We start from the raw sequence: 25,274 nt of genomic DNA on the forward strand, positions 1-25,274 counted from the left end.
GGCGAACCCGGCGGGCGGCACGGCGGACACGGTCTTCTGGTCCAGCACGGAGTGGCTCCTTGGCGTTGCTGCGGGTCTGTGGCGGGGACCGGACGGCTCTGGCCGCCTACCGGCCGGGTTCACACCACGCAGCGACTGAGACCGTCGAGCAGGCGGTCTCCGCCACTCCTCGTACAGCGCCCGACTCTAGGACCCGGACATGTCGGCACGTAATGCGTGATCCTTGCGCACCCCAGGCGATTCGTTGCGCAGATCCAGCGTACCTCGTACGTTCGTTTACTTCCGCCATGCAGTTCTTTGTGATAAAGGGGCCGTGGGTGCGCCCGCACCCACGGCCCCTCACCGGTCCGCGTCCGCCGCGCACCGCGCGGCCCCGGTCAGCTCCAGCTCGCGTGCAGCGGCTTGCCCTCGGCGTAGCCGGCGGCGCTCTGCACCCCGACGACGGCCCGCTCGGCGAACTCCTCCAGGGAGCCCGCGCCCGCGTAGGTGCAGGACGAGCGCACTCCGGCGATGATCGAGTCGATCAGGTCCTCCACGCCGGGCCGGGCCGGGTCGAGGAACATCCGGGAGTGGGAGATGCCCTCCTCGAACAGCCCCTTGCGGGCCCGGTCGTAGGCGGACTCCTCGGCGGTGCGGTTCCGCACGGCGCGGGCGGAGGCCATGCCGAAGGACTCCTTGTACGGCCGGCCGTCGGCGGTCTGCTGGAGGTCGCCGGGGGACTCGTACGTCCCGGCGAACCAGGAGCCGATCATCACGTTCGAGGCACCCGCGGCGAGGGCCATGGCCACGTCACGGGGGTGTCGGACGCCGCCGTCGGCCCACACGTGCTTGCCGAGCCTGCGGGCCTCCGCGGCGCACTCCAGGACCGCCGAGAACTGCGGCCGTCCCACGCCGGTCATCATCCGGGTGGTGCACATGGCACCGGGGCCGACGCCGACCTTGACGATGTCGGCACCCGCCGCGACCAGGTCCCGCACGCCCTCGGCGGCGACGACGTTGCCGGCGACGACGGGAACCCGCGGGTCGAGGGCGCGGACGGCCTTGAGGGCGTCGAGCATGCCCTCCTGGTGGCCGTGGGCGGTGTCCACGACGAGCGTGTCCACCCCGGCGTCGAGCAGAGCCCGGGCGCGCCCCGCGACGTCGCCGTTGATGCCGACGGCGGCGGCGACGCGCAGCCTTCCGGCGGCGTCGGTGGCGGGGGTGTAGAGCGTGGCGCGCAGGGCGCCCTTGCGACTGAGCAGGCCCACGAGCTTCCCGTCGGCGTCCACCGCGGGGGCCAGCCTGCGGTGGGCGGCGTCCAGCCGGTTGAACGCGTCCCGGGGGTCGGTGTCGGCGTCCAGGACCAGCAGGTCCCTGGACATGACCTGGCCCAGCTGGGTGAAACGATCCACCCCGGCCAGGTCGGACTCGGTCACGACGCCGACCGGCCGCCCGTCGTCGACGACCACACCGGCGCCGTGGGCGCGCTTGGGCAGCAGCGACAGGGCGTCGGCGACGGTCGCGTTGGGTGCCAGGACGATGGGCGTGTCGAGGACGAGGTGCCGCTGCTTCACCCAGAAGATGACCTCGGTGACGACGTCGAGCGGAATGTCCTGCGGGATGACGACGAGGCCGCCGCGCCGGGCCACCGTCTCGGCCATCCGGCGTCCGGCGATGGCCGTCATGTTGGCGACGACGAGCGGGATGGTGGTACCCGTCCCGTCCGGGCTGGAGAGGTCCACACCCTGCCGGGAACCGACCGCCGAGCGGCTCGGGACCATGAAGACGTCGTCGTACGTCAGGTCGTACGGGGGCCGCTGGTCGTTGAGGAATCGCACGTGCTGTACACCCAGTCCGTCGGAGAAGATCCCCGGCCTCGTCCGGCCGGGGAAAACGCACGTACTTCATTCTCCCACGGGTGCCCGCCGCAGCCCCCACGGAGAATCAGCCACATCACCGGCGAGGCCCTGGTGAGAACCTACGAACGCTCGGCCCGCACCTCGGCGGCCTCGGCCCCGCGGGCTATCGGCGAGGGCCCGTCCGGGCGGCTCGCCCGGCGGCCCCGGCGCTCGCGCAGGGCGCGCACGGCAGGCTCGGTCCAGCGGGCGGTGAGCGGGCCCGCGACGACGAGCAGGAGCACGTAGGCCGTCGCCACGGGACGCAGCCCGGGCTGGGTGCCGGCCGCGAGCCCCGCGATGACGATGGAGAACTCGCCGCGGGCGACGAGCGCCCCACCGGCCCGCAGCCGCCCCCGGGGCCCGATCGCGGCCCGGCGGGCGGCGTACCAGCCGGTGAGGATCTTCGTCACGATGGTGACGGCGGCCAGCACCAGCGCCGGGAGCAGCACGGGCGGGATGTCCGCGGGGACGGTCGACAGGCCGAAGAAGACGAAGAACACCGCGGCGAACAGGTCCCTCAGCGGGGTCAGCAGGGCGCGCGCGCTGTGCGCGACCTCCCCGGAGATGGCGATGCCGACGAGGAAGGCGCCGACGGCGGCCGAGACCTGCAGGCTCTGGGCGACTCCGGCCACCAGCAGGGTGAGGCCGAAGACGACGAGCAGGAGCATCTCGGGGTTCTCGGAGGAGACGGCGCGGCTGATGATCCGCCCGTGCCGGAGCGCGAGGTAGAGCACGAGCCCCGCCGTGACGACGGCGATCGCCAGGGTCAGGCCGCCCGCCAGCAGCCCGACGCCGGCCACCAGCGTCGTCAGCAGCGGCAGATACAGGGCCATGGCCAGGTCTTCCATGACCAGCACGCCGAGGATCACCGGGGTCTCGCGGTTGCCCAGGCGGCCGAGATCGGCGAGGACCTTGGCGATGACGCCCGAGGACGAGATCCAGGTGATGCCGGCCAGCGCGATGATGCCGACCGGCCCCCAGCCGAGGCCCCAGCCGACGACGGCGCCGGGGGTGGCGTTCAGGAGGAAGTCGACGATGCCGGAGGGGTACTGGGTGCGCAGGGAGGTGACGAGGTCGGACGCGCTGTACTCCAGGCCCAGCATGAGCAGCAGCAGGACGACGCCGATCTCGGCGCCGGCCTGGATGAACTCCTCGCTGGTGGCCAGCGGCAGCAGGCCCCCGTGGCCGAAGGCCAGCCCTGCGAGCAGATAGAGCGGGATCGGCGACATGCCGACCCGCCCGGCGAACCGGGCGAGGATACCCAGCCCGAGGATGACCGCCCCGAGCTCGATGAGCAGGACCGTGGTGTGGTGCACGCTCAGTCCTCGTCCCCGTCATCCGCGAGGGTGCCGGCGATGATCGCCTCCACGGCGTCCACGCCCTGCCGGGTGCCGACGACGAGCAGTTCGTCACCGGCCTCCAGGCGGAAGTCGGGGCCGGGCGAGGGCAGTGCCCCGGTGCGGCGCAGGATCGCCACGACCGAAGCTCCGGTGCGGGTGCGGGCCCTGGTCTCGCCGAGGAGCCGCCCCCGGAACGGGGAGTACGCGTCCACCGTGACGCGCTCGCTGACCAGGTCGAGTTCGATGTCACCGTGCTGGAGGGTGGTGGAGGCCGCCTCCTCGGGCGAGATGAGTTCGGCCAGGGTCCCGGCCTCCTCGGGTTCGAGGGGGATGGTCGCCTGGCAGGCGTCGGGGTCGTCGGGGCGGTAGAAGCCCAGGAAGCGGCGGCCGTCCTGGTGGACGACGACGGACAGGTGCCGCCCGTCCCGCGTGCTCAGGTCGTACTGGACGCCGACGCCGGGGAGCGTGGTACGTCGTGTGGTCATGGCTGGCTCCGTTCCCGGGGTCAGGACTCGTCGGGGTCGGCGCGGTCCAGCGCGGGGCGCAGGACCGCTCGGCGGTCCTCCAGCAGCGCGTCGGCCGCGGCCGTGTCCGTCACCAGGCTGGTCACCAGCCCGGAGCGCAGGACGGCGCCGATGGCGGCGGCCTTGCGGCGCCCGCCGGCGATGGCCACCACCTCGGGCACCCGGCGCAGCCGGGCGGCCTCGACGGTGATGCAGCGCTCGCCCAGATCCCGCCCGATGCGGCGCCCGTCCGCGTCGAAGAGGTGCGCCGACATCTCCGCGGCGACGCCGAGTGAGGCGTAGTGGGCCCGCTCCCGCTCCGACAACATGTCGTGCACGGTAGAGATTCCCGGTTCCCAGGAGCCGATCGAGACGGCGGCGACGGTGACCTTGTCGAAGTACTCGAAGGCGGCGGCGATCCCGGTCTGGTGCCGCAGGGCCGCCGCCGTGGCCGGGTCCGGGAGGAGCATGGGGGCGTAGATCGGATGGGCCTCTCCCCCGGCCACCTCGGCCGCCCGGCGCACGGCCTCCACCGAGCCGCGGTCGGCGGTGCCGGCGTCGTAGACCCCGGTGAGCTGGACGACGGTGCACGGCGGGAGCCGCCGCAGGGCGGTGGCCATGTGGATGGTGGAGCGGCCCCAGGCCAGGCCCAGGACGTCCCCCTCGGTGACCAGCTCGCCCAGCAGGTCGGCGGCGACCTCGCCCAGGTTCTCCGGGTCGGCCACGTTCTCCACGGTCTCGGTGGCGTCGGCCGGGGACTCGGCGACGACGGCGTGGCGCAGGCCGTAGCGGGCACGCAGCGCGTCGGACCGCTCGGCGTCCAGCTCCGCCGGCACCCGGATCTCGATGCGGACCAGGTCGTGCTCGAGGGCCGTCTCCAGCACGCGGGCCACCTTGAAGCGGCTGACGCCGAACTCGTCGGCGATCTGGATCTTGGACTTGCCCTCCAGGTAGAAGCGGCGCGCCATCGCCGCCGCCTGCATCAGCTCGGCGGGCCCCATTCTCGCCGCTGCCCGACCCGTCGACACCGCAACTCACCTCACTGTCAGCCTCGTCACCTTCACGCCGCGGGTTCATCCTCGCAGATCGAGCGACGCCTTCGATCCGCCGCGTGCGGGCGCACCACCCACGCGGGGGTGCGCACCGGCACGCGGTAGGGCCGTCAGTGCGCGCAGCCGCGCGCCGTCGCCTCCTGCACCCGGCGGCGCAGCGCCCGCACCGCGGCGGCCGGGTCCTCGGCGCCGTAGACGGCCGAGCCCGCGACGAAGACGTCCGCTCCCGCCTCGGCGCAGCGCTCGATCGTCGAGGCCGACACACCGCCGTCGACCTGGAGCCACAGCTGCAGGCCGTGCTTGTCGATGAGCTGCCGGGTGCGGCGGATCTTGGGCAGCATGAGGTCCAGGAACGCCTGCCCGCCGAAGCCGGGCTCGACCGTCATGACGAGCAGCATGTCCAACTCGGGCAGCAGGTCCTCGTACGGCTCGATCGGCGTGGCGGGCTTGAGCGCCATCGCGGCGCGGGCCCCCTTCGCACGGATCTCCCGGGCCAGCCGCACCGGGGCGGCGGCGGCCTCGGCGTGGAAGGTGACCGAGCCCGCGCCCGCCTCCACGTACTGCGGTGCCCAGCGGTCCGGGTCCTCGATCATGAGGTGGCAGTCCAGCGGCGTGCCGGTGGCCTTGCTCAGCGACTCGACGACCGGGACGCCGAGGGTCAGGTTGGGGACGAAATGGCCGTCCATGACGTCCACGTGGAGCCAGTCGGCGCCCTGGACGGCCGCGGCCTCGTCGGCAAGCCGCGCGAAGTCGGCGGACAGGATGCTGGGGTTGATCTGAGCCATGGCCCCAGTATGGCGCTCGGTGTGCGACGGTGATCAGCCAGCCGTGCGCAGCAGGGCGAGGTACATCGCGTCCGTGCCGTGCCGGTGCGGCCACAGCTGGACGTCGGGCCCCTCCCCCAGCGCCGGGACGCCGGGCAGCAGCGGGCGGGCGTCGATCCACTCGACGCCCTCGCCCTGCGGGCCGCGCAGGACGTCCTCGACGACCGCCCGCGTCTCGGCGGGGTGCGGAGAGCAGGTCGCGTACCCGACGACGCCGCCGGGGCGGGCGGCGGCCAGCGCCTCGCGGAGCAGTGCGCGCTGGAGCGGGGCGAAGCCCTCCACGTCCTCGGGGCGGCGGCGCCAGCGGGCCTCGGGCCGGCGGCGCAGCGCACCGAGCCCGGTGCAGGGGACGTCCACCAGGACGCGGTCGAAGCTGCCGGGCCGCCAGGGCGGGCGGGTGCCGTCGGCGGTGACCACCTGGTACGGGCCCGGGTTGCCGTGCAGCGCGCGGGCCACCAGACGGGCCCGGTGCTGCTGCTTCTCGGCGGCGACCAGCGCGGCGCCGCGCTCGGCGGCCAGCGCGCCGAGGAGCGCAGCCTTGCCGCCCGGCCCGGCGCAGCCGTCCAGCCAGCGCGCGTCGCTCCCGGCCAGCGGTGCGCCTGCCAGGGCCAGGGCGACGAGCTGGCTGCCCTCGTCCTGCACCCCTGCCCGGCCCTCCCGGACGGGCTCCAGCGCGCCGGGCTCCCCGCCCTCGGTGAGCCGCACGGCATAGGGCGACCAGCGGCCGGGCTCGGCCCCCGCACCCTCCGGTCCTCCCTCGCCGAGCAGCTCCCCGACGGTGGCCCGGCCCGGGCGGGCGACGAGGGTGACCTCGGGGCGCTCGTTGTCCGCCGCCAGCAGCTTTGCGAGTTCGGCGAGCTCGCCGCGCCCGGCGTCCGGGCCGCCCAGGGCGTCCCACAGGGCGGAGACGATCCACCGGGGGTGGGAGTGGACGAGGGACAGGTGCTCGACCGGGTCCTCGTCCAGCGGCGGGGCGATCCGCTCCAGCCAGCCGTCCAGGTCGTGGGCGGCGACCCGGCGCAGCACCGCGTTCACGAAGCGGGCCCGCCCGTCGCCCACCACGTGGCGGGCGAGTTCCACGCTGGCGCTGACGGCGGCGTGCGGCGGGGTCCGGGTGCCCAGGAGCTGGTGGGCGCCGAGGGAGAGGACGTCCAGCACCGGCGGGTCGACGTCCCGCAGCGGCCGGTCCACGCAGGCGGCGATGACGGCGTCGTAGGTGCCCTGGCGGCGCAGGGTGCCGTAGACGAGCTCGGTGGCGAAGGCGGCGTCCCGCGCATCGAAGTCACCGGCGGCGCGGGCCTTGCGCAGCAGCGGCGGCAGCACCAGGTTGGCGTAGGCGTCCCGCTCGTCCACCGCGCGCAGCGCCTCGAAGGCCAGGGCCCGCACCGGGTCCCTGCGCGGACGGCGCTGCTGTTGCGGACGCGGACGACGACGGCGGGACGGGTCACTCACGTGGGGTGTGCTCCGGGAGGCTGGACGGCTCGGGACAACGCGGAAAACGGCTCGGTCGGCGAAGGCCCAGCCTACGCGCCCGCCCCGGGCCCCCGTCCGCCCCGGGGGCCGCGTGCGGACCCGGGTCCGGGACGTCCGTCAGACGTCCGGCCCGAGCCCTTCGGCCGTCCGGACATCAGCTGTCCAGACGCTCTGCGGGAGCGACGCGGACGCCGCGCGCCCAGTCGGCGGCGCGCATCGGCTTCTTGCCCTGAGGCTGCACCCAGACCAGCTCCACGGCGTGCGATCCGGTGCCCACGTGCACGCTTTTCTTCCCCGCCCGTACCTCGCCCGGGGCCAGGTCGCCGACCTCCGGGGCGGGGGCCGCCTGCACGAGCTTGAGCCGCTCCCCGCGGAAGAGGGTCCAGGCTCCCGGCGCGGGGGCGCAGCCGCGCACCACGCGGTCCACCCGCAGGGCGGGCGCCGTCCAGTCGATCCGGGCGTCCGTCACGCTGATCTTGGGGGCGCGGCTGACGCCCTCGGCGGGCTGCGGCACGGCGTGCAGGCTGCCGTCCTCGATGCCGTCCATCGTCGCGACGAGCAGCCCGGCCCCGGCCAGCGCGAGCCGGGTGAGCAGGTCGCCGCTGGTGTCGGTGGGGCGGATCTCCTCGGTGACGACGCCGAAGACCGGTCCGGAGTCGAGGCCCTCCTCGATCCGGAAGGTACTGGCCCCGGTCAGTTCGTCGCCCGCGAGCACGGCGTGCTGGACGGGGGCGGCGCCGCGCCAGGCGGGGAGCAGCGAGAAGTGCAGGTTCACCCAGCCGTGCGCCGGGATGTCGAGCGCCGGCCTGGGCAGCAGCGCGCCGTAGGCCACGACGGGGCAGCAGTCGGGAGCGATCTCCCGCAGCCGCTCCTGGAACTCCGGGTCGCGGGGGTGGGCGGGCCGCAGGATCTCGATGCCCTCCTCCTCGGCCCGCTCGGCCACGGGGCTCGCGGCCAGGCGCCGCCCGCGCCCGGCCGGTGCGTCCGGCCGGGTGACGACGGCGGCGACCTCGTGGCGCTCGGCGGCGAGCAGGGCGTCCAGGGCGGGCACGGCGACCTCGGGGGTGCCGGCGAAGACGAGCTTCATCGGGTGCGGACTACCTCTCCGGGCTGCGCCCTGACGGACCTGACGCGCTCCAGCGCGTCCTCGAACGGCGCCTCAGTCTACGGCCGGTGACGGACCGTGGCCCGGCGGGGCGTGCCCGCGGGGTGCGCGCCCCGCGGTGTCCTCGGCACGCCCCGCCCGTGACCACAGCCCCGGTACGGCGTTGGTCAAGGCGATGTGACCGTAGGGGGCGCTGGACGGCCGGTCGTTCAGCGGTCCCTTCCACGCCGGTTCGAGAGGCTTGTCCATGGCCGACCACGCCACCCACGACGCCCAGGCACGCGCCAGTCTGCACCTCCTGGTACGGGACATCGAGCGGGTCCGCCGGCAGGTGGACGCGCTGCGTACCCTCACCGCCCAGCTCGGGAACGTCTACCGCCCGCGCCGCACCGGCCCGTCGGCCGGTTTCGTCGTCTACGGGCGGGCGCCGGCCCCCACGGTGCGGCTGGCCCAGGAGCTGCGCGAGAGCGTGGAGAGCCTGGTGACGGCGGCCGTCGAGTTCGACCGCTCGCTGGGCTTCTCCTGGGACGCGGTGGGTTCGGCGCTCGGTGTGACCAAGCAGGCGGTGCACCGCCGCTACGGGGGCTCGCGGCGGGCGGCCGAGGGTGCGGCGGCCGCGGCCGCCGGTGACCGCGGCGCCGCGGCCGTCACGGCGGGGACCGAGGTCGTCGGCCCGGGCGGTGAGGGCGGCGCCGGGGTGACGCCCTCCGTTCCGGCGGCCCGCGGCGTGCCGGCCGCGGCGCCGCGGCCCGGCGTCTTCCCGGGCCCGCGCAACGGCTGAGCCCGGCGCCGGGCCGCGGGGTGCCCCCAGGGCGGCTCAGCCGAGGTCGGCGGGGTCGACGAGGATGCGCACCGGGGGCCCTTCCCGGCGGCTGAGCCGGGCGGCCTGGGCCTGCTTGAGGGCGGCGGCCAGCTCCGCGCCCCGGCCCGGGGGCACCCGCACCAGGGCCCGCTCCCACGCCTCGCCCGGCGGGGCGTCACCGGTGCGGCGGGGCATCCCCGGATCGCGGCGGGGCAGCGGCACCGGGCCGAGGACCTCGGCGTCGGCGGGCAGCGGTGCGCTCGCGAGGAGCGCGGCGACGCCGTCGGGCAGGCCGGTGACCGAGGCCATCCGGGAGACGGGCGGATAGCCCAGTTCGGCGCGGTCGGCCAGCTCGCGTGCGGCCTGGCCCTCCGGATCCCACCGCACGAGCGCCTGCACCGGCCGCAGCGTGGGCTCGGCGACGGCGACGACGGTGCCACCCTCGCGCTGCGGGCGCACGAGCGCGGCGGCGGCGAGCCAGCGGCGCAGCGCCTCCTCGTCCGCGCGCAGGTCGGCGCGGCCCAGGAGCGCCCAGCCGTCCAGCAGGAGCGCGGCGGCGTAGCCGGGCCCCTCGGCGACGGGTTCGGCTCCCGGCGTGCTGACGACCAGCGCGGGGCTGTCCGGCACGGTGTCGATCACGTGGTCCCGCCCGGAGGTCCGTACGGGCAGCCCCTGGAAGGCCCGGCCCAGTTCCTCGGCCGTGCGCCGCGCCCCGACCACGCTGGCCCGCAGCCGGGCACCGCCGCAGGCGGGGCAGCGCCAGTGCGGGGCGCCCCGGCCACACCAGGCGCAGCGCAGGTCCACGGCCGCTCCGGGAGCCGTCACGGGACCCTGGCAGTGCGGGCAGCGCGCCGGCTCACGGCAGCGTTCGCAGGCCAGCCGTGGCACGTATCCCCGGCGCGGGACCTGGACGAGGACGGGTCCGCGGCGCAGGGCCTCCCGTGCGGTGCGCCAGGCGAGGCTGGGGAGGCGGGCGGTGCGGGCACCGGCGTCCTCGGCCTCGTCGAACTCGCCGACCGTGCGGATCAGCGGGGCCGCCGCGCGCACGGTGTCGCGACGCGCGGCCAGCGGGCGGGCCCAGCCGGTGTCGACGAGGCGCTCGGCCTCGACCGTCCGGGTGTGGCCGCCCACCAGCAGCGCCGCGCGCTCGTGGACGGCGCGCAGCATCAGCACGTCGCGGGCGTGCGGCTGGGGTGCGCGCTCGTCCCGCAGGGCCTGGTCGCCGTCGTCCCACACGGCGACCAGGCCCAGGTCGTGGACGGGGGCGAACATCGCGGCCCGGGTGCCGACGACGATGCGGGCGTGGCCCCGGCTGACGGCGAGCCAGCGGCGGTAGCGGGCCTCCGGCCCGGCCTCGGCGGTGAGCAGGACGTGCGGGACGGGCCCCGCCGCTGCGGGGCCCGCGGCCCGGCCGAGGGCCGTCAGGGCGCCGTCGACGCGGGCGGCGGCGCGGCCGTCGGGCAGGACGGCGAGGGCGCCGCGGCCCGAGGCGGCGGTGGCCAGGAGGGCGCGGGCGAGCTCGCCGGGCCAGGCGGGACCCGGCAGCGCCGTCCACACCGTCCGGGGCGTGCCGCCGTGGGCGAGGGCGCGCAGGAAGGCGGGGCCGTCGGGGTAACGGGCCCAGGTGTCCGGCTCGGGGGGCTCGGGGCGGGGCGGTGGACCGGCCGGCGGGGGCGGGGCCGAGCGCTCGGCCTGGGCCCGGCGGGGCGGGACGGCGAGCTGGACGACGTCCGCGAGGGCCCCGGCGTAGCGGTCGGCCACGGAGCGGCACAGCGCCAGCAGGGCGGGGGTGAGCACCGGTTCCGGAGAGAGCACCTGCGCGATGGGGGCCAGCGTGCCGGGGTAGTCGCTGTCGGCGAGGCGTTCCACGATGAAGCCGTTCAGCAGCTTGCCGCCCTCGCGGCGGCCTTCCCGCTCCCCGGCGCCGAAGCGGACCCGCACCCGCACGCCGGGCCGCGCCTCGGCGTCCATGGCGGCGGGGACGGCGTAGTCGAAGTACCGGTCGAGGTGGACGAGCCCCTTGTCGACGAGGACGCGGGCGACGGGCAGCCGCTCGGCGAGGGCCGCGCCCCGCCAGGTGCGGGGGCGTGCCCGGGGCGGCCCCTGCTTCCGTACCGTCTCGCGGATGAGGGCGAGCTGCTCGGCGGGCGGCCGGCCCGGGCCGCCGTCCGCCTCCCTGTCCTCGTCGCCGCTGCTCACGCCCCCAGTCGTAGCAGACGGCGCGGACAGCCCCCGGTCCGCGTGCGGCGGCCGCGGGACCCGCGCGGCGAGGGCAACGCCGCAGGCCCGGACCGCTCCGTGGCGGTCCGGGCCTGCGGCGTCTCGCGTGGTGTGTGACGCGCGGTGCGCGCGTCAGCGGCCGACGGCCTTGCGCAGCTCCTCGACGCGGTCGGTGCGCTCCCAGGTGAAGGCGTCCTCGTCGCGGCCGAAGTGGCCGTAGGCCGCCGTCTGGGCGTAGATCGGCCGCAGCAGGTCGAGGTCGCGGATGATGGCGGCCGGACGGAGGTCGAAGACCTCGGAGATGGCCTCCTCGATCCGGGCGACGTCCACCGTGGCGGTGCCGAAGGTCTCCACGAACAGGCCGACCGGCTCCGCCTTGCCGATCGCGTAGGCGACCTGGACCTCGCAGCGGGCGGCCAGCCCCGCGGCGACGACGTTCTTGGCGACCCAGCGCGTCGCGTAGGCGGCCGAGCGGTCCACCTTGGACGGGTCCTTGCCGGAGAAGGCACCGCCGCCGTGCCGGGCCATGCCACCGTAGGTGTCGATGATGATCTTCCGGCCGGTCAGCCCGGCGTCGCCCATCGGGCCGCCGATCTCGAACCGCCCCGTCGGGTTGACGAGCAGCCGGTAGCCCTCGGTGTCCAGCTTGATGCCCTCGTCGACGAGCTGGCCGAGGACGTGGTCGACGACGAACTCGCGGATGTCGGGAGCGAGCAGCGAGTCCAGGTCGATGTCGGAGGCGTGCTGGCTGGAGACGACGATCGTGTCCAGGCGCACGGGCTTGTCGCCGTCGTACTCGACGGTGACCTGCGTCTTGCCGTCGGGCCGCAGGTAGGGGATGGTGCCGTTCTTGCGGACCTCGGTCAGCCGCCGGGAGAGCCGGTGGGCGAGCGTGATCGGCAGCGGCATCAGCTCCGGGGTCTCGTCGGAGGCGTAGCCGAACATCAGGCCCTGGTCGCCGGCGCCCTGTCGGTCCAGTTCGTCCCCCTTGTCACCTCCGGCGGCACCCTCCACCCGGCTCTCGTAGGCGGTGTCGACACCCTGCGCGATGTCCGGGGACTGCGCGCCGATGGACACCGAGACGCCGCAGGAGGCGCCGTCGAAGCCCTTCTTGGAGGAGTCGTAGCCGATCTCCAGGATCTTCTCCCGCACGAGGGAGGCGATCGGGGCGTAGGCCTTGGTGGTGACCTCTCCGGCGACGTGCACCTGGCCGGTGGTGATGAGCGTCTCGACGGCCACGCGGGAGGTGGGGTCCTCCTTCAGGAGCGCGTCGAGGATGGTGTCGCTGATCTGGTCAGCGATCTTGTCAGGGTGGCCCTCGGTCACGGACTCCGAGGTGAACAGGCGGCGGGACACATCGCTCCCTGGGGTTGCAGCGGCTGCTGGCTGATCGTTGGCGGACCGATCGGGGAGCTGCGCCCTGAAGGGTCCGCCGACAGTTTATCCGCAGGTCCCGGTGGAGTGGTCAAGGTGTCTCACCCACTGAGTTGCCCGCATCACGCGGCGAAAGGGCCCGGAAGCTCACGCTCCGGCCGCGCCGAGACGCGGCGCGACCAGGTCCCAGACGGTGTGGGCCAGGGCTTCCTTGGGCCCGTACGGCACCGGTACGGGCTCGCCGTCCGTGCTGAGGATCACCGCCTCGTTGTCCGGTGAGCCGAAGGTCTTCTCCTCGCCGACCTCGTTGACGACGAGCAGGTCGCAGCCCTTCCTGGCCAGCTTGGCCCGGCCCGCGGCCAGGACGTCGTCCGTCTCGGCGGCGAACCCGACGACCGTCTGGCCGGGGCGCGGGCGCTCGGCGGACAGCTCGGCGAGGATGTCCGGGTTGCGTACGAGCGCGACCGGCTCGGGCTCCTGACCCTCACGCTTCTTGATCTTGCCGGTCGCGTACGCGGCGGGCCGGAAGTCCGCGACGGCGGCGGCCATGACGACGGCGTCGGCGTCGGAGGCGGCCTTGAGGACGGCCTCGCGGAGCTGGAGGGCCGTCCCGGCCCGCACGACGGTGACGCCGGCCGGGTCCGGCAGCGCGGTGTTGGCGGCGACGAGGGTGACGCGGGCCCCGCGGGCGGCGGCCGTCGCGGCCAGGGCGTACCCCTGGCGGCCCGAGGAGCGGTTGCCGAGGAAGCGGACGGGGTCGAGGGGCTCGCGGGTGCCTCCGGCGCTGACGACGACGTGCCGTCCGGCGAGGTCCGGCTTCCGCACGCCGCGCGCGAGCACCTCGCGGCAGACGGCGAAGACGTCCTCGGGCTCGGGCAGCCGCCCCTTGCCCGTGTCGGCCCCGGTGAGCCGGCCGACGGCGGGCTCGATCACGACGGCCCCGCGGCGGCGGAGGGTGGCCACGTTCTCCTGGGTCGCCGGGTGCTCCCACATCTCGGTGTGCATCGCGGGCGCGAAGACGACGGGGCAGCGGGCGGTGAGCAGGGTGTTGGTCAGCAGATCGCCCGCGAGCCCGTGGGCGGCCTTGGCGAGGGTGTCGGCGGTCGCGGGGGCGACGACGACGAGGTCGGCCTCCCGGCCGATGCGCACGTGCGGCACCTCGTGGACGCTCTCCCACACCTCGGTGGCGACGGGGCGGCCGGAGAGGGCCGCCCAGGTGGCCTCGCCGACGAAGTGCAGGGCGGAGGCGGTGGGCACGACCTGGACGTCGTGTCCCGACTCGGTGAACCGCCGCAGCAGCTCGCAGGCCTTGTAGGCGGCGATCCCCCCGCTCACGCCGAGGACCACCGTGGGCTTGTCCGTCATCTCCGCCGTTCCGCCTCTGCTCGGGAAGGATGTGTTCGGCACGGTGTGCCGGGAAGGGTCAGGGCCCGTCGACGCACCTCAGGCCCGGCAGCCGTGCTGCCGGGCCTGAGGCCTCGCGTTCACCGGGCCGGGGTCAGCTCGCGGACTCCACGGCCTCGGAGGTCAGCAGACCGGCGTTGATCTCGCGGAGTGCGATCGACAGCGGCTTCTCGTGGACGTGGGTGTCCACGAGGGGGCCGACGTACTCCAGGAGGCCCTCACCGAGCTGCGAGTAGTACGCGTTGATCTGGCGGGCACGCTTGGCCGCGTAGATCACCAGGCTGTACTTCGAGTCAGTGGCCTCGAGCAGCTCGTCAATCGGCGGATTGATGATGCCCTCGGGCGTCGCGATGGAAGAGGACACGCTCTGCCTTCCGGAGTGGATGAGACGTTCGTCGATCGGGCGGCCCGGGGACCGGGCGGTGCCTGATCAGGGCGGATGATCGGGGCGGACCGAGACGGTGGCCGTTCGGCGATCCCGGCGATCCCGGCGGGTCTGCCGAGCCCGACGGGCCGACCGGGCCCGCCGCGTACCGCCCCAGGTCATCAGAGCAAGGCTAGCAGTTCCGCGGCCACGTCCTCGACGGAGGTGTTGACCAGCGTCACGTCGAACTCCGGCTCGGCCGCCAGTTCGGTGCGGGCCGCGGCCAGCCGGCGCTCGATCACCTCGGGCGCCTCCGTACCCCGGCCCGTCAGCCGTCGCACCAGCTCGTCCCAGCTCGGCGGAGCCAGGAAGACGAGCTGGGCCTCGGGCATCGACGAGCGCACCAGCCGGGCGCCCTGGAGATCGATCTCCAGGAGCACCGGCTCGCCGGCCTCCAGCTTCTCCAGCACCGCGCGGCGCGGGGTGCCGTACCGGTTGCCGGCGAACTCGGCCCACTCCAGCAGCTCGCCGTTGGCGACGAGCTTGTCGAACTCCTCGTCGTCGACGAAGAAGTAGTGCACGCCGTGCTGCTCGCCGGGCCTCGGCCTGCGGGTGGTCGCCGAGACAGAGAGCCACACCTCGGGGTGCACGGTGCGCAGATGTGCCACGACCGTGCTCTTGCCGACCCCGGAGGGGCCGGAGAGCACGGTCAGCCGCGGGTGTCTTTCCGGGGGCGCCGGGGTTTCCCCCCGGGAGACGGGAGTAGTCATACAGCGATTATCCCGGTTTCCGGAAGCGCCCGGGCCACGGGGGCGGTCTCACCGCGGAATCCGCACCCGCTGGCATCACCCGGTCAGGTGTTGGCGCCGAACTCTCGCTCGAGCGCGGCGATCTGGTTGGAGCCGAGACCGCGGACCCGGCGGCTCTCGGAGATGCCGAGCCGCTCCATGATCTGACGGGCCCGGACCTTGCCGACGCCGGGCAGGGACTCCAGAAGGGCGCTGACCTTCATCTTGCCGATCACGTCGTTCTTCTGGCCCTGCTCGATGACGTCGTGCAGGGAGGCACCCGAGTGCTTGAGCCGGTTCTTGACCTCGGCGCGCTCCCGGCGAGCCGCGGCGGCCTTCTCAAGCGCGGCTGCGCGCTGTTCAGGGGTAAGGGGCGGAAGAGCCACGCCTTCGTCACCTCGGATATCGAACTGGTCGGATATGGATCGCTGAGGAACCTAGTAGCCCCACCCAGGTGGGGCAACGAGCAACGCGCCTGTTCACGCCGCTCTGACCGGAGACTAGCCCCCCGCGGCGCCACAGTCAGCGAGAACAGCGGAAAAGTCCTGGTCAGACTCAAGCCGAAGAGGACTTTTCCGGACATTACCCAACGGTAGTCGCGAGCGGACGCCGCCGTGGGGCCGCGGTCAGCCCAGAACCGCCACCAGCGCGTCCGTCTCCGCGTCGGCGGCGGCACGCAGTGCGGCGGCCTCCGGACCGTGCCGCAGCACCCCGCGACTGACCGTCGGGAGCACGTTCCGCAGCGCGTCCCCGAACACCCTGGGCAGATCCTCCGGGCCGGCCCCCTGGGCGCCGAGGCCCGGAGCCAGCAGGGGGCCACCCATGGCCAGCTCGGCATCCGCCTCCCCCAGTGTCGCGCCGACCACGGCCCCGAACGAGCCGAGCGGCTCGGCTCCGGCGTTCTCGGTTGCGAGGTGGTCGAGCACGACCTGCGCCACCGTCCGGCCGTCCGCCGCCGCCGCGCGCTGCACCTCGGGGCCCTCGGGGTTGGAGGTCAGGGCGAGGACGAAGACCCCGGCCCCGTTGGCGCGGGCGGTGTCCAGGGCGGGACGCAGCGAGCCGAAGCCGAGGTAGGGGCTCAGCGTCACGGCGTCCGAGAACAGCGGGCTGCGGCGGTCCAGGTAGGCCGCGGCGTAGGCGGCCATCGTCGAGCCGATGTCGCCGCGCTTGGCGTCCATGAGCACCAGCGCCCCGGCCGAGCGGGCGTCCGCGACGGCCTGTTCCAGGACGGCGACGCCGCGGGAGCCGAAGCGCTCGAAGAAGGCGGACTGGGGTTTGAAGACCGCCACCCGGTCGGCGAGGGCGTCCACGACGGTGCGCGTGAAGCGCTCCAGCCCGGCGACGTCGTCCCCGAGACCCCAGCCCTCCAGCAGCGCGGCGTGCGGGTCGATGCCCACGCACAGGGGGCCGCGCTCGTCCATGGCGCGGCGCAGCCGGAGGCCGAAGGGTTCGCCGGGTCCGGGCGCGGTGGTCGGGGTCTTCGTCACGGGGCCTCCGGCTTGCGGGTGTCAGCGCCGACGGCGTCGGCGAGGGTCTCGTACGGGCTCGCGGCCAGCCGCTCGGCGAGACCCTGGTGGATGCGCCGGGGCCACAGCGGGCCCTCGTAGACGAAGGCGCTGTAGCCCTGGACCAGGGTCGCGCCGGCCAGGACGCGCTCCCAGGCGTCGTCGGCGGTCTCGACGCCGCCGACGCCGACGAGGGTCAGCCGGTCGCCCACACGGGCGTACAGCCGGCGCAGGACCTCCAGCGAGCGCTCCTTGAGCGGGGCTCCGGACAGGCCGCCGGCCTCCTTCGTCAGCCGCTCGGGCGAGCGGAGGCCGAGGCCCTCGCGGGCGACGGTGGTGTTGGTGGCGATGATCCCGTCCAGGCCCAGTTCGACGGCGAGGTCCGCGACGGCGTCGACGTCGGCGTCGGCCAGGTCGGGGGCGATCTTGACCAGCAGGGGCACGCGCCGTCCCGTCGTCACCCGGTCGGCGGCCTCGCGCACGGCGGTGAGCAGGGGCCTGAGCTGCTCGGTGGCCTGGAGGTTCCGCAGCCCCGGAGTGTTGGGCGAGGAGACGTTGACGACGAGGTACCCCGCGTAGGGCGCCAGGCGCTCGGTCGAGGTGACGTAGTCGGCGACGGCCTCCTCCTCGGGGACGACCTTCGTCTTGCCGATGTTGACGCCGATCAGCGCCCGGAACGGGGGCCGGGTGGCAGCCCGGGCGGCCAGCCGCTCGGCCACGGCCGCCGAGCCCTCGTTGTTGAAGCCCATGCGGTTGATCAGGGCGCGGTCGGCGACCAGCCGGAACAGCCGCCGGGGCGGGTTGCCCGGCTGCGGCTCGGCCGTGACGGTGCCGATCTCCACGTGGTCGAAGCCGAGCATCGTCAGCCCGTCGATGCCGACGGCGTTCTTGTCGAAGCCCGCGGCCAGGCCGAACGGCCCGTGCATGCGGCGGCCGAGGGCCACCAGCCGCAGCGAGCGGTGGCGCGGGGCGAGGAAGGCCGCGGCGAAGGTCCGGAGGACCGGGACGCGGGCCAGGGCCCGGATCCAGCCGAAGGCGAGGTGGTGGGCCTTCTCGGGGTCCAGGCGGCGGAAGAGGAGGTGGAACATCAGGCGGTACATGCGTGGATGCCTTCGTGTGGCGCCGGGGCGGCGCGGGTCGTGGAGCCGGAGCGCGGGGGCCGGAGGCCGGTGCGGCGCGGGCCCGACGCGAGGGAGGGGGACGCCGGTGGCGTCCCCCTCTCCCGTCAGCGGGTGCCGCGTGCGGCGTGCAGGTGTTCGGCGTGTTCCTGGAGGGAGCGGACGCCGACCTCGCCGCGCCCGAGGGCCTCGATGCCCTGGACGGCCGCCGCGAGGGCCTGGACCGTGGTCAGGCACGGCACGGCACGGGCCACGGCCGCGGTGCGGATGTCGTAACCGTCCAGCCGGCCGCCGGTGCCGTACGGAGTGTTGATGATGAGGTCGACCTGGCCGTCGTGGATGAGCTGGACGACGGTCTTCTCGCCGTTCGGCCCCTCGCCCTCGCTCTGCTTGCGCACGACGGTGGCGTTGATGCCGTTGCGCCGCAGCACCTCGGCGGTGCCGGAGGTGGCCAGCAGCTCGAAGCCGAGGGCGACCAGCTCCCGGGCGGGGAAGATCATCGAGCGCTTGTCGCGGTTGGCGACCGAGACGAACGCCCGCCCCTTCGTCGGCAGGGCGCCGTAGGCGCCCGCCTGGGACTTGGCGTAGGCCGAGCCGAAGACGGAGTCGATGCCCATGACCTCACCGGTCGAGCGCATCTCCGGGCCCAGGACGGTGTCCACGCCGCGCCCGTGCACGTCCCGGAAGCGGGTCCAGGGCATGACGGCCTCCTTGACGGAGATGGGCGCGTCCAGCGGCAGGGTGCCGCCGTCGCCCTCGGCCGGGAGCAGGCCCTCGGCGCGCAGCTCGGCGATGGTGGAGCCGAGCGAGATGCGGGCGGCGGCCTTGGCCAGCGGCACGGCGGTGGCCTTGGAGGTGAACGGGACGGTGCGGGAGGCGCGGGGGTTGGCCTCCAGCACGTAGAGGATGTCCCCGGCCAGGGCGAACTGGATGTTGATCAGCCCGCGCACGCCGACCCCGCGGGCGATGGCCTCGGTGGAGGCGCGCAGCCGCTTGATGTCGTACCCGCCGAGGGTGATCGGGGGCAGGGCGCAGGCCGAGTCGCCGGAGTGGATGCCGGCTTCCTCGATGTGCTCCATGACGCCGCCGAGGTAGAGCTCCTCGCCGTCGTAGAGGGCGTCGACGTCGATCTCGATGGCGTCGTCGAGGAAGCGGTCGATGAGGACGGGGTGCTCGGAGATGAGACCGGCGTGCCGTTCCAGGTAGGCGCCCAGGGACGGCTCGTCGTAGACGATCTCCATGCCCCGCCCGCCGAGCACGTAGGAGGGGCGCACCATGACGGGGTAGCCGATGCTCGCGGCGATCGTCTTGGCCTCGTCGAAGGAGTAGGCGGTGCCGTACTTGGGCGCGGGCAGTCCGGCCTCGGTCAGGACGCGGCCGAAGGCGCCGCGGTCCTCGGCGGCGTGGATGGCCTCGGGCGGGGTGCCGACGACGGGGACGCCGTTGTCCTTGAGCGCCTGGGCCAGGCCCAGCGGTGTCTGGCCGCCGAGCTGGACGACGACGCCGGCCACCGGGCCCGCCTGCTGCTCCGCGTGCACGATCTCCAGGACGTCCTCCAGGGTGAGCGGCTCGAAGTAGAGCCGGTCGGAGGTGTCGTAGTCGGTGGAGACGGTCTCGGGGTTGCAGTTGACCATGACGGTCTCGTAGCCGGCCTCGCTCAGCGCGAGGGAGGCGTGCACGCAGGAGTAGTCGAACTCGATGCCCTGGCCGATGCGGTTGGGCCCGGAGCCCAGGATGACCACGGCCGGCTTCTGGCGCGGCGCGACCTCGCTCTCCTCGTCGTAGGAGGAGTAGAAGTACGGGGTGCGGGCGGCGAACTCGGCGGCGCAGGTGTCGACGGTCTTGTAGACGGGGCGGACGCCGAGGGCGTGCCGGACCTCGCGGACGACGTCCTCGCGCAGGCCCCGCAGGGAGGCGATCTGCGCGTCGGAGAAGCCGTAGCGCTTGGCCTCGGCGAGGATCTCGGGGGTGAGGAGCTCGGCGGCCGCGAGCTCGTCGGCGACCTCCTTGATGAGGAAGAGCTGGTCGACGAACCACGGGTCGATCTTCGTCGACTCGAAGACCTCCTCGGGGCTCGCCCCGGCGCGGATGGCCCCCATGACGGTGTTGACACGGCCGTCGGTGGGGCGGCGCGCCTCGGCCAGGAGGGCTTCCTTGTCGTCGGCGTTCCCGGCCGGTCCGGTGAAGTCGAACTGGCTGCCCTTCTTCTCCAGCGAGCGCAGCGCCTTCTGCAGGGCCTCGGGGAAGTTCCGGCCGATGGCCATGGCCTCGCCGACGGACTTCATGGTCGTGGTGAGGGTGCTGTCGGCCAGCGGGAACTTCTCGAAGGCGAAGCGCGGCGCCTTCACCACGACGTAGTCGAGCGTGGGCTCGAACGAGGCCGGCGTCTGCTCGGTGATGTCGTTGGGGATCTCGTCCAGGGAGTAGCCGACGGCGAGCTTCGCGGCGATCTTGGCGATCGGGAAGCCGGTGGCCTTGGACGCGAGCGCCGAGGAGCGGGAGACGCGGGGGTTCATCTCGATGACGATGACCCGGCCGTCGGCGGGGTTGACGGCGAACTGGATGTTGCAGCCGCCGGTGTCCACGCCGACCTCGCGGATGACGGCGATGCCGACGTCCCGCAGGACCTGGTACTCGCGGTCGGTGAGCGTCATCGCCGGGGCGACGGTGATGGAGTCGCCGGTGTGCACGCCCATGGGGTCGAAGTTCTCGATGGAGCAGACGACCACGACGTTGTCGTGCTTGTCGCGCATCAGCTCCAGCTCGTACTCCTTCCAGCCGAGGATGGACTCCTCCAGGAGCACCTCGGTGGTCGGCGAGAGGGCGAGGCCCTGGCCGGCGATGCGGCGCAGCTCGTCCTCGTCGTGGGCGAAGCCGGAACCCGCGCCGCCCATGGTGAAGGAAGGGCGGACGACGACGGGGTAGCCGCCGAGCTCGTCGACGCCGGCGATGACCTCGTCCATGGTGTGGCAGATGACCGAGCGGGCCGACTCGCCGTGGCCGATCTTGGCGTTGACGGCCGCGACGACCTCCTTGAACAGGTCGCGGTCCTCGCCCTTGTTGATCGCCTCGACGTTGGCGCCGATCAGCTCGACGCCGTACGTGGCGAGGGTGCCGGCCTGGTGCAGGGAGATGGCGGTGTTGAGCGCGGTCTGCCCGCCGAGGGTGGGCAGCAGGGCGTCGGGCCGCTCCTTGGCGATGATCTTCTCGACGAACTCGGGGGTGATCGGCTCGACGTAGGTGGCGTCGGCGACCTCCGGGTCGGTCATGATCGTCGCCGGGTTGGAGTTCACCAGGATGACGCGCAGGCCCTCGGCCTTGAGCACACGGCACGCCTGGGTGCCGGAGTAGTCGAACTCGGCGGCCTGCCCGATGACGATCGGGCCGGAGCCGATGACCAGGACGGACTGGATATCGGTGCGCTTAGGCACGCTGGCCCTCCATCAGGGTGACGAAGCGGTCGAACAGATAGGCCGCGTCGTGCGGGCCGGCCGCCGCTTCGGGGTGGTACTGGACGCTGAAGGCGGGGCGGTCGAGCAGACGCAGCCCCTCGACGACGTTGTCGTTGAGGCACACGTGGCTGACCTCGGCCCGCCCGTAGGGCGTGTCCGACGGTCCGTCCAGCGGCGCGTCGACGGCGAAGCCGTGGTTGTGCGCGGTGATCTCGACCTTGCCGGTGGCGCGGTCCTGCACCGGCTGGTTGATGCCGCGGTGGCCGTACTTGAGCTTGAAGGTGCCGAAGCCGAGGGCGCGGCCGAGGATCTGGTTGCCGAAGCAGATCCCGAACAGCGGGGTGCCGCGCTCCAGCACGCCCTGCACGAGCGAGACGGGGTGGTCGGCGGTGGCCGGGTCGCCGGGGCCGTTGGAGAAGAAGACGCCGTCGGGGCGCACGGCGTAGACGTCCTCCAGCGAGGAGGAGGCCGGCAGGACGTGCACCTCGATGCCGCGCTCGGCCATGCGGTGCGGGGTCATGCCCTTGATGCCGAGGTCGACGGCGGCCACGGTGAAGCGCTTCTCACCGACGGCCGGGACGACGTAGGGCTCGCGGGTGGCGACCTCGCCGCACAGGTCGGCGCCCTTCATCTCCGGCGCCTGCAGGACGCGGGCGAGCAGCGCCGCGTCGGTCTCGACGGCGTCTCCGGAGAAGATGCCGACGCGCATCGCGCCGCGCTCGCGCAGGTGGCGGGTCAGGGCCCGGGTGTCGATGCCGCTGATGCCCACGACGCCCTGTGCGGCCAGCTCCTCGTCGAGCGTGCGCACGGAGCGCCAGTTGGACGGGACGCGGGCGGGGTCGCGGACGACGTAGCCGGCGACCCAGATGCGCCGCGACTCGGGGTCCTCGTCGTTGACCCCGGTGTTGCCCACGTGCGGGGCGGTCATCACGACGACCTGGCGGTGGTAGGAAGGGTCGGTGAGGGTCTCCTGGTAGCCGGTCATGCCGGTGGAGAAGACGGCCTCGCCGAAGGTCTCGCCCACGGCGCCGTAGGGACGGCCGCGGAAGACCCGGCCGTCCTCCAGGACGAGTACGGCGGCCGCCGGTGCGGTGGTACGGGTGGAGGTCGTCATCATGCGCCTTCCCGGTCGTGCTGCCCGGCGACGGCACTGTCGCCGGAGGGGGTGGTGACGGCTGCTGCCGTCTCGACTGCCTCGACCCACGCCGCGTGCTCGGCGGGGTGATCGGCCCGGAAGCCGGAGTCCAGGGTGCGGGTGCCGAGCTGCCAGGTGATCACCAGCAGGCCGCCCTCGGTGAGGACCTTGCCGGCGATGCCCTTGTCGAGGCGGGCGCCGCGCAGTGCGTCGGCGGGGACGAAGAAGTCCCGGGCGCCGGGACGCAGCACGGTGAGGCCCTCGTCCGTGAGGGTCAGCTCCACCCGGCTGCGGGTGCCGAGGCCGTGCGCGACGATGCGGTCGAGCCACTGGCCCTCGGTGGTGCTGCCGTGGTAACGGCCGTCGAGGGTCAGCTTCGCCGCGCCGGCGTCCTCGGGGACGGCGGCGGGCTCGGGCAGGTCGTGCTGGAGCGTACCGCGCCACTTCCAGCCCTCGCGCATCAGCCAGTACACCAGCGCGATGACGAGCAGGATGCCGACCGTCCACCCGACGCGGGAGACCCAGTCGGTCACCTCCTGCGACTGGCGCTCGGCCGCCAGGGCGGTGTCGGCGAGGTAAGTGCGTACCGATGCGTTCACGCGAGGTTCCCGTCTGTCACCGTGGCCCGGCCCCGCAGGAAGGTGTGCGTGACGCGGCCCGGCAGCTCGCGGTCCCGGTAGGGGGTGTTGCGGCTGCGGGAGGCGAAGCCCGCGGGGTTCACCTGTCCACGGTATGCCGGATCGACGAGTGTGAGGTTGGCGGGCTCGCCGGGTGAGACGGGGCGGCCCTGGCCGGCCAGGCGGCCGATGCGGGCGGGCCGGAGAGACATCCGGTCGGCGACCTGGGCCCAGTCCAGCAGCCCGGTGTCGACCATGGTGTGCTGCACGACGGACAGGGCCGTCTCCAGGCCCACCATGCCCATGGCGGCGGCGCCCCACTCGCAGTCCTTGTCCTCGTGCGGGTGCGGGGCGTGGTCGGTCGCGACGCAGTCGATCGTGCCGTCGGCCAGGGCGGCGCGCAGGGCGAGGACGTCGTCCTGGGTGCGCAGCGGGGGGTTGACCTTGTAGACGGGGTCGTAGGAGCGGACCAGCTCGTCGGTGAGCAGCAGGTGGTGCGGGGTCACCTCGGCGGTGACGTCCCAGCCCTTGGACTTGGCCCAGCGCACGATCTCCACCGAACCGGCGGTGGACAGGTGGCAGATGTGGACGCGGGAGCCGACGTGCGCGGCGAGGAGGACGTCGCGGGAGACGATCGACTCCTCGGCGACGGCCGGCCAGCCGCCGAGACCCAGCTCGGCGGAGACGACGCCCTCGTTCATCTGGGCGCCCTCGGTCAGCCGCGGCTCCTGCGCGTGCTGGGCCACGACGCCGTCGAAGGCCTTCACGTACTCCAGGGCCCGGCGCATGATCACCGCGTCGTCGACGCACTTGCCGTCGTCGGAGAAGACGGTGACCCCGGCCGCCGACTCGTGCATGGCCCCCAGCTCGGCGAGCTGCTTGCCCGCGAGCCCGACGGTGACGGCGCCGACGGGCTGCACGTCGCAGTAGCCGGACTCGCGGCCGAGGCGCCACACCTGCTCGACGACGCCAGCGGTGTCGGCGACGGGGAAGGTGTTGGCCATGGCGTGCACCGCGGTGAAGCCGCCCCTGGCCGCGGCCCGGGTGCCGGTGAGGACCGTCTCGGAGTCCTCGCGGCCGGGCTCGCGCAGGTGGGTGTGCAGGTCGACCAGGCCGGGCAGGAGGACGAGCCCCTCCGCCTCGACGACCGTCGCGTCCTCGGCGGACAGCCCGGTCCCGACCTGCGCGATGCTCTCGCCCGCGACGAGGACGTCCCGGGCGGGGCCGCCGAGGACGCGCGCGCCGCGGATCAGGGTCTTCTCGGTGGTCACTTGGTCTCCTCGGCGGTGCTCTCGTGGGTGGTGTCGGCGGCCGTCCCGGCGGGGGCTGCGCCGGGCAGCGCGCCGCCGAGCAGCAGGTACAGGACGGCCATGCGCGTGCTGACCCCGTTGGTGACCTGCTCGACGGCGGTGCAGCGGGGCGAGTCGGCGACGTCGGCGGTGATCTCCATGCCGCGGTTCATCGGCCCGGGGTGCATGACGACGGCATGCTCGGGCATGCGGGCCATGCGGGTGCCGTCCAGCCCGTAGCGGCGGGCGTACTCGCGCTCGGTGGGGAAGTAGGCGGCGTTCATGCGTTCGCGCTGCACGCGCAGCATCATGACGGCGTCGGACGTGCCGAGCACGGCGTCCAGATCGTACGAGACCTCGCACGGCCAGGCGTCGACGCCGACGGGGACGAGCGTGGGCGGGGCGACGAGGGTGACCTCGGCGCCGAGGGTGCTCAGCAGCCGGACGCCCGAACGGGCGACGCGGCTGTGCAGGATGTCCCCGACGATGGTGACCCTGCGGCCGCCGAGGTCCTTGCCGGCGCCCCCGCCGAGGCGGCGGCGCAGCGTGAAGGCGTCCAGCAGGGCCTGGGTGGGGTGCTCGTGGGTGCCGTCCCCGGCGTTGACGACCGAGCCGCCGATCCAGCCCGAGGTGGCCAGCCGGTGCGGCGCCCCGGAGTCGTGGTGCCGGATGACGACGGCGTCCGCGCCCATCGCCTCCAGGGTCAGCGCCGTGTCCTTCAGGGACTCGCCCTTGGAGACCGAGGACCCCTTCGCGGAGAAGTTGATCACGTCGGCGGAGAGCCGCTTGGCCGCCGCCTCGAAGGAGATGCGGGTGCGGGTGGAGTCCTCGAAGAAGAGGTTGACGACGGTGCGGCCGCGCAGAGTGGGCAGCTTCTTGATCGGCCGGTCGGCGAGGCGGCCCAGCTCCTCGGCGGTGTCGAGGATGAGGACGGCGTCATCGCGGGAGAGATCGGCGGCCGAGATGAGGTGGCGCTTCATCTGTTGCCTTCCGTGGGGTGGGGACGGGCGTGCCGGGTGGCCGGGCGGGCGC

The 25,274-nt window shown here is 74.1% G+C and carries 21 protein-coding genes; 1 reads left to right on the forward strand and 20 read right to left on the reverse strand.

Translation table 11 applies throughout. The annotated features are described in order from the left end of the window. Window positions 1-377 precede the first annotated feature (377 nt). From O7609_RS00865 to fmt, 7 genes are all read right to left on the reverse strand, one after another. Window positions 378-1,817 (reverse strand): GuaB1 family IMP dehydrogenase-related protein, encoded by a 1,440-nt coding sequence (locus O7609_RS00865; RefSeq protein ID WP_269732991.1) that lies wholly within the window; start codon window positions 1,815-1,817, stop codon window positions 378-380. 140 nt (window positions 1,818-1,957) lie between these two features. Beyond that, window positions 1,958-3,193: a cation:proton antiporter gene (locus O7609_RS00870; RefSeq protein WP_269732992.1), complete on the reverse strand. Its 1,236-nt coding sequence runs from the start codon at window positions 3,191-3,193 to the stop codon at window positions 1,958-1,960. A 2-nt stretch (window positions 3,194-3,195) separates the two neighbouring features. Further along, window positions 3,196-3,702 (reverse strand): cation:proton antiporter regulatory subunit, encoded by a 507-nt coding sequence (locus O7609_RS00875; RefSeq protein ID WP_269732993.1) that lies wholly within the window; start codon window positions 3,700-3,702, stop codon window positions 3,196-3,198. A 20-nt stretch (window positions 3,703-3,722) separates the two neighbouring features. Beyond that, window positions 3,723-4,748, reverse strand: coding sequence for a sugar-binding transcriptional regulator (locus O7609_RS00880; RefSeq protein WP_443071981.1), 1,026 nt, complete (start codon window positions 4,746-4,748; stop codon window positions 3,723-3,725). A gap of 134 nt (window positions 4,749-4,882) precedes the next feature. Then, window positions 4,883-5,557: a ribulose-phosphate 3-epimerase gene (rpe, locus tag O7609_RS00885; protein ID WP_269742923.1), complete on the reverse strand. Its 675-nt coding sequence runs from the start codon at window positions 5,555-5,557 to the stop codon at window positions 4,883-4,885. A 33-nt stretch (window positions 5,558-5,590) separates the two neighbouring features. Then, window positions 5,591-7,048 carry an RsmB/NOP family class I SAM-dependent RNA methyltransferase gene (locus O7609_RS00890; protein WP_269732995.1) on the reverse strand — a complete coding sequence of 486 codons (1,458 nt, stop codon included), beginning with the start codon at window positions 7,046-7,048 and terminating at the stop codon, window positions 5,591-5,593. Window positions 7,049-7,223: 175 nt separating this feature from the next. Then, window positions 7,224-8,156 (reverse strand): methionyl-tRNA formyltransferase, encoded by a 933-nt coding sequence (fmt, locus tag O7609_RS00895; RefSeq protein ID WP_269742924.1) that lies wholly within the window; start codon window positions 8,154-8,156, stop codon window positions 7,224-7,226. Window positions 8,157-8,421: 265 nt separating this feature from the next. Here fmt and O7609_RS00900 point away from each other — a divergent pair, with 265 nt between their 5' ends. Continuing rightward, window positions 8,422-8,955, forward strand: coding sequence for a hypothetical protein (locus O7609_RS00900; RefSeq protein WP_269732997.1), 534 nt, complete (start codon window positions 8,422-8,424; stop codon window positions 8,953-8,955). Between the two features lie 36 nt (window positions 8,956-8,991). Here O7609_RS00900 and O7609_RS00905 read toward each other — a convergent pair whose 3' ends face one another. From O7609_RS00905 to O7609_RS00965, 13 genes are all read right to left on the reverse strand, one after another. After that, complete coding sequence (locus O7609_RS00905) at window positions 8,992-11,175, reverse strand: primosomal protein N' (protein WP_269742925.1); 2,184 nt, start codon at window positions 11,173-11,175, stop codon at window positions 8,992-8,994. A gap of 153 nt (window positions 11,176-11,328) precedes the next feature. Continuing rightward, the gene (gene metK / locus O7609_RS00910; protein ID WP_269742926.1) at window positions 11,329-12,552 is read right to left on the reverse strand and encodes a methionine adenosyltransferase; all 1,224 of its coding nucleotides are present in this window, start codon (window positions 12,550-12,552) and stop codon (window positions 11,329-11,331) included. A gap of 165 nt (window positions 12,553-12,717) precedes the next feature. Next, window positions 12,718-13,935 carry a bifunctional phosphopantothenoylcysteine decarboxylase/phosphopantothenate--cysteine ligase CoaBC gene (gene coaBC / locus O7609_RS00915; RefSeq protein ID WP_269733000.1) on the reverse strand — a complete coding sequence of 406 codons (1,218 nt, stop codon included), beginning with the start codon at window positions 13,933-13,935 and terminating at the stop codon, window positions 12,718-12,720. Window positions 13,936-14,068: 133 nt separating this feature from the next. Further along, complete coding sequence (gene rpoZ / locus O7609_RS00920; RefSeq protein ID WP_219090042.1) at window positions 14,069-14,338, reverse strand: DNA-directed RNA polymerase subunit omega; 270 nt, start codon at window positions 14,336-14,338, stop codon at window positions 14,069-14,071. Window positions 14,339-14,520: 182 nt separating this feature from the next. Beyond that, window positions 14,521-15,108, reverse strand: coding sequence for a guanylate kinase (gene gmk / locus O7609_RS00925; protein WP_269733001.1), 588 nt, complete (start codon window positions 15,106-15,108; stop codon window positions 14,521-14,523). Window positions 15,109-15,191: 83 nt separating this feature from the next. Further along, window positions 15,192-15,512 carry an integration host factor, actinobacterial type gene (locus O7609_RS00930; protein WP_219090040.1) on the reverse strand — a complete coding sequence of 107 codons (321 nt, stop codon included), beginning with the start codon at window positions 15,510-15,512 and terminating at the stop codon, window positions 15,192-15,194. Window positions 15,513-15,752: 240 nt separating this feature from the next. Continuing rightward, window positions 15,753-16,547 (reverse strand): orotidine-5'-phosphate decarboxylase, encoded by a 795-nt coding sequence (pyrF, locus tag O7609_RS00935; protein WP_443072220.1) that lies wholly within the window; start codon window positions 16,545-16,547, stop codon window positions 15,753-15,755. Window positions 16,548-16,609: 62 nt separating this feature from the next. Continuing rightward, complete coding sequence (locus tag O7609_RS00940; protein ID WP_269733003.1) at window positions 16,610-17,731, reverse strand: quinone-dependent dihydroorotate dehydrogenase; 1,122 nt, start codon at window positions 17,729-17,731, stop codon at window positions 16,610-16,612. A gap of 125 nt (window positions 17,732-17,856) precedes the next feature. Beyond that, window positions 17,857-21,180 carry a carbamoyl-phosphate synthase large subunit gene (gene carB, locus O7609_RS00945; protein WP_269733004.1) on the reverse strand — a complete coding sequence of 1,108 codons (3,324 nt, stop codon included), beginning with the start codon at window positions 21,178-21,180 and terminating at the stop codon, window positions 17,857-17,859. After that, complete coding sequence (carA, locus tag O7609_RS00950) at window positions 21,173-22,315, reverse strand: glutamine-hydrolyzing carbamoyl-phosphate synthase small subunit (protein ID WP_269736961.1); 1,143 nt, start codon at window positions 22,313-22,315, stop codon at window positions 21,173-21,175. The genes carB and carA overlap by 8 nt, the downstream gene beginning before the upstream one ends. Next, a complete protein-coding gene (locus O7609_RS00955; protein WP_269733005.1) occupies window positions 22,315-22,935 on the reverse strand; it encodes a PH-like domain-containing protein in 621 nt (206 codons plus the stop codon). Before O7609_RS00955 ends, carA begins: the two co-directional genes overlap by 1 nt. Beyond that, window positions 22,932-24,224, reverse strand: a complete 1,293-nt coding sequence (locus O7609_RS00960) for a dihydroorotase (protein WP_269733006.1) — start codon at window positions 24,222-24,224, stop codon at window positions 22,932-22,934. The genes O7609_RS00955 and O7609_RS00960 overlap by 4 nt, the downstream gene beginning before the upstream one ends. Continuing rightward, the gene (locus O7609_RS00965) at window positions 24,221-25,222 is read right to left on the reverse strand and encodes an aspartate carbamoyltransferase catalytic subunit (protein WP_269742928.1); all 1,002 of its coding nucleotides are present in this window, start codon (window positions 25,220-25,222) and stop codon (window positions 24,221-24,223) included. The genes O7609_RS00960 and O7609_RS00965 overlap by 4 nt, the downstream gene beginning before the upstream one ends. Between the last annotated feature and the right edge of the window lie 52 nt (window positions 25,223-25,274).

Source organism: Streptomyces sp. WMMC1477 (assembly GCF_027460245.1).
In the GTDB taxonomy this organism is placed as follows: Bacteria; Actinomycetota; Actinomycetes; order Streptomycetales; family Streptomycetaceae; genus Streptomyces.

Bases quoted from the DNA above. Each gene is read 5' to 3' on its own strand.
- O7609_RS00875 (WP_269732993.1), bottom strand. From the start codon at position 3,702: ATGACCACACGACGTACCACGCTCCCCGGCGTCGGCGTCCAGTACGAC.
- rpe (WP_269742923.1), bottom strand. From the start codon at position 5,557: ATGGCTCAGATCAACCCCAGCATCCTGTCCGCCGACTTCGCGCGGCTT.
- fmt (WP_269742924.1), bottom strand. From the start codon at position 8,156: ATGAAGCTCGTCTTCGCCGGCACCCCCGAGGTCGCCGTGCCCGCCCTG.
- O7609_RS00900 (WP_269732997.1), top strand. From the start codon at position 8,422: ATGGCCGACCACGCCACCCACGACGCCCAGGCACGCGCCAGTCTGCAC.
- coaBC (WP_269733000.1), bottom strand. From the start codon at position 13,935: ATGACGGACAAGCCCACGGTGGTCCTCGGCGTGAGCGGGGGGATCGCC.
- gmk (WP_269733001.1), bottom strand. From the start codon at position 15,108: ATGACTACTCCCGTCTCCCGGGGGGAAACCCCGGCGCCCCCGGAAAGA.
- pyrF (WP_443072220.1), bottom strand. From the start codon at position 16,547: ATGGACGAGCGCGGCCCCCTGTGCGTGGGCATCGACCCGCACGCCGCG.
- O7609_RS00940 (WP_269733003.1), bottom strand. From the start codon at position 17,731: ATGTACCGCCTGATGTTCCACCTCCTCTTCCGCCGCCTGGACCCCGAG.
- carA (WP_269736961.1), bottom strand. From the start codon at position 22,315: ATGACGACCTCCACCCGTACCACCGCACCGGCGGCCGCCGTACTCGTC.
- O7609_RS00965 (WP_269742928.1), bottom strand. From the start codon at position 25,222: ATGAAGCGCCACCTCATCTCGGCCGCCGATCTCTCCCGCGATGACGCC.